Consider the following 3,396-nt stretch of genomic DNA (forward strand, 5'->3'; position numbering starts at 1 on the left):
CGTGGCGGTGCCGGACGGGTTCGGGCCGCTGAAGGTGCTGCCGCTCTCCCTGCGGCTGGTGGGCGAGCCGGAGCTGGGCGCCGCGGCGCCCCTGGGGCCGCGCGTGCTGGACGTGAACCTGGCCCTGCAGAACCAGGTGTACCCGTTCACGCGGGGGGACAGCATCGTGGAGGTGCCCATCACCAACCTGGCGCGCAACCTGGCCCTGAGCGACACGCTGCCGCGCACCTACGCCCTGGTGAGCGAGCTGCAGAGCACCACCGTGCCGCCGACGTTCGGGGTGGCGTTCTTCGACGCGGAGCCCCGGCTGCGCGTCATCTACACCCTTCCCGCACGCCGTCCGCTGCCATGATGCACGTTCGAATCGCAGCCGCCGCCGTGGCGGCGCTCGCCCTGGCCGCCCCGGCGGCGCGGGCGCAGTCGGTGCTCTCCGCGCGCGGGCTGGGCTATCCCCTGGAGGCGCTGGACGCCCGCAGCCGCGGGCTGGGCGGGATCACGACGGGGCTGGGCGAGGCGCACCTGTCGCTCATCAACCCGGCCGCCATGGTGGGCATTCCCGCCGCGGGGCTGTCGGTGACGTTCGAGGGCGACGAGGTGCAGTCGGTGTCGCCGGACCGCGACCAGACGTTCAGCACGGCGCGCTTTCCCGCCATCCAGGCGGCGTTCCCCGTGGGCGACCGGCTGGTGGCCTCGCTGGGCTACGCCAGCGTGCTGGACCAGAACTGGTCGGTGAGCCGGCTGGACAGCCTGGATCTGGGCGGCCAGCGCCGCCAGGTGGTGGACCTGTTCCGCTCGTCGGGCGGCGCGGCGCGGCTGCGCCTGGGCGCGGGCTACCGCCTGCTGCCCCGCGTGGACGTGGGCGCGGCCGTGGACGTGTACACGGGCGCCGTGCGCGACAGCGCCGTGCGCAGCATCGAGGGCCTCAACGCCTCGTTCCAGGGGACCGACTACACCTGGAGCGGCGTGGGCTTCAGCGCCGGCGCGCGCTGGCGGGGCAACGCCCTGAGCGTGTCGGCCGCCGTTTCGGGCGGGGGCGAGCTCACGGCCGAGGCCGACTCGGTGGCGGGGCAGGGCTACTCGCTGCCCCTCACCCTTGACGCGGGCGCCAGCGGCCGGCTGTCGCAGCAGCTCCTGGCGGCCATCTCCGTGCGCATGGCCCAGTGGTCGTCCGTGGACGACGAGCTGGGCGGCGGCACGGGGAGCGCCGGCTACGGCGCCGGGGCGCGCGATGCCCTGCAGGTGGCGGGTGGCATCGAGTACGAGGGGCTGCGCCTGCTGGGCCGGCCGCTCCCCGTGCGCCTGGGCGGCCGCTACGCCGAGCTCCCTTTCCGGTGGAGCGCCGACGCCGAGTTCCCCGACGAGCGCGCCGTCACGGGCGGGCTGGGGATCCTGTTCGGCGGCGGGGCCGCGGCCCTGGAGCTCAGCGGCGAGCGCGGGTGGCGGGGCGGCGACGCGTCCGTCTTCGACGAGTCGTACTGGCGGGCGTCGCTTTCCCTGTCGCTGCTGGGCCGGTGACCGCCCCGGCGGACGACGCACCCCTTCTCCTGGTCGTCGACGACGAGCCTTCCAACGTCGACGTCCTTCGTGACCTGCTGGAGGCACTGGGATACCGGACGCTGGGCGCCGGGAGCGGCGATGCCGCCCTGGCGCTCGCGCGCGACCGGCGGCCGGACCTGGTGCTGCTGGACGTGATGATGCCGGGGATGGACGGACTGGAGGCGTGCCGCCGGCTCAAGGCCGACGCCGCCACGGCGTCCATCCCCGTCGTCTTTGTCACCGCTCTCTCCGACGCGCGGGACCGCGCCCGCGCCCTGGACGCGGGCGGCGACGACTTCCTCACCAAGCCCTTCAGCCGCCCCGTCCTCGTCGCCCGCATCCGCTCGCTGCTGCGGCTCAAGGCGGCGCAGGACCAGCTGGCCGACAGCTACCGCCGGCTGCGCGAGCTGGAGGCCCTCAAGGACGACCTCACGCGCATGGTGGTGCACGACCTCAAGGCGCCGCTCACGGGCATCCTGGGCAGCCTGGAGATCGTGCTGGACGGCGACGCGGGCCCGCTTTCGGCCGATCAGCGCCGGCTGCTGGGCGACGCGCAGGAGCGCGGCGGCGACCTGCTGCGCATGGTGGACAACCTGCTGGACCTGTCGCGGCTGGAGGAGTCCGCCGTGCAGCTCAGCCCGCGCGACCTGGACGCGGCGCGGCTGCTGCGCGAGGTGGCGGGCGCGTGGTCCGTGCGGGCGGAGCGCGAGGGGGCGCGCGTGGCCGTGGAGGCGCCCGCGGGGCTGTCCGTCCGCGCGGACGAGGGGATGGTGCGCCGCGTCCTGGGCAACCTCATCGGCAACGCGCTGCGGCACGGGGGCGCGGGCGTCTCCGTCCGCCTCAGCGCCGTCCCGGCCGAGGGCGACGGCGTGAAGTTCACCGTGGCCGACAACGGGCCCGGCATCGCCGAGGCGGACCACGAGTTCATCTTCCGCAAGTACGGACGCCGCTCCACGGACTCCGTGGGCGACCTCGTCGAGGGTGCCGCGGAGGGCGTGGGCTCCGGGCTGGGGCTCACGTTCTGCAAGCTGGCCGTGGAGGCGCACGGCGGGCGCATCTGGGTGCAGAGCCGTCCCGGCGAGGGCGCCGCGTTCCACTTCGTCCTCCCGCCTCGTCCGCAGGGGGATTGATCCGGCGCGGCGCATTCCACAAGATTCAGCAGCGTCAGCTCCGTCTGCCGTCGCATCCGCCGATCCCGATCCGCATCTCCCGACTCGGCCGCTTCCGCCCGATCGCGATCCATCCGATCCACCGCGTCCGCTCGTCCGCGCGGGATGATGCGCGTCGTTCGTCGACCCAGGAAAACCATCCGGTCCCAGGGACGCGTAGGAACAGGAGAGCGCGGTGGGTTCGCGAGCGGGGGGCCGGTGCGGCACGAGCGGTCGCGCCGCACGCTGAACCCGCCCGGCCGACACCCGATCGCGTCTGTTGAAGCCGTCCCTTCGCGATGGCTGGCATCGGCAGGATGAAGCTGGACGAGGATGCGCGGCCTCCGCGCGAACGCGGAGTTTCAGGGACGCGATCGTGTGATCCGGGTCTCCGGCTTCCGCGACGGGAGGCAGACGTCCGTCGCGCGCCGTCGACGTCGGACGATCGGACGATGCGACGGCGGAGGTGCTCCTCGCGAAATCCGCGATGCGCCTCGCCTTGGCTCGGCGAGAACGCCGAGCGGATCGCCGTCGCCCGGCGCGGATCAGAGGACGCGCTTGGCGGGTTTTGGCCGGCGCGAGGGGCGGATCCGTATCCTTCGTCCGTGTCCGTAAGTGCGGCCTGTTCCTTGCCTTCCGATGATCCGGATCTGACTGGTCCGCCTGGATGAGCGGGGGATTAGGAGGCCGGGCGCGTCAGAACTTTCCGGCT

Annotated in this window: 3 protein-coding genes; all 3 read left to right on the forward strand. The window is 73.9% G+C overall.

Going from position 1 to position 3,396, the window contains the following annotated elements; translation table 11 throughout:
• The coding region (locus VFZ20_RS08180; protein WP_329683364.1) for a hypothetical protein at positions 1–352 on the forward strand (352 nt) is incomplete at its 5' end.
• Positions 349–1,515: a hypothetical protein gene (locus VFZ20_RS08185; protein ID WP_329683365.1), complete on the forward strand. Its 1,167-nt coding sequence runs from the start codon at positions 349–351 to the stop codon at positions 1,513–1,515. The genes VFZ20_RS08180 and VFZ20_RS08185, both read left to right, overlap by 4 nt.
• Positions 1,512–2,666, forward strand: coding sequence for a response regulator (locus VFZ20_RS08190; RefSeq protein ID WP_329683366.1), 1,155 nt, complete (start codon positions 1,512–1,514; stop codon positions 2,664–2,666). Before VFZ20_RS08185 ends, VFZ20_RS08190 begins: the two co-directional genes overlap by 4 nt.
• The last annotated feature ends 730 nt before the right edge of the window (positions 2,667–3,396 follow it).

The sequence above is a fragment of the Longimicrobium sp. genome (assembly GCF_036280135.1).
Taxonomy (GTDB): domain Bacteria; phylum Gemmatimonadota; class Gemmatimonadetes; order Longimicrobiales; family Longimicrobiaceae; genus Longimicrobium.

Excerpts from the sequence above, each read along its gene's own strand:
- VFZ20_RS08185 (WP_329683365.1), top strand. The coding sequence starts at position 349 with ATGATGCACGTTCGAATCGCAGCCGCCGCCGTGGCGGCGCTCGCCCTG.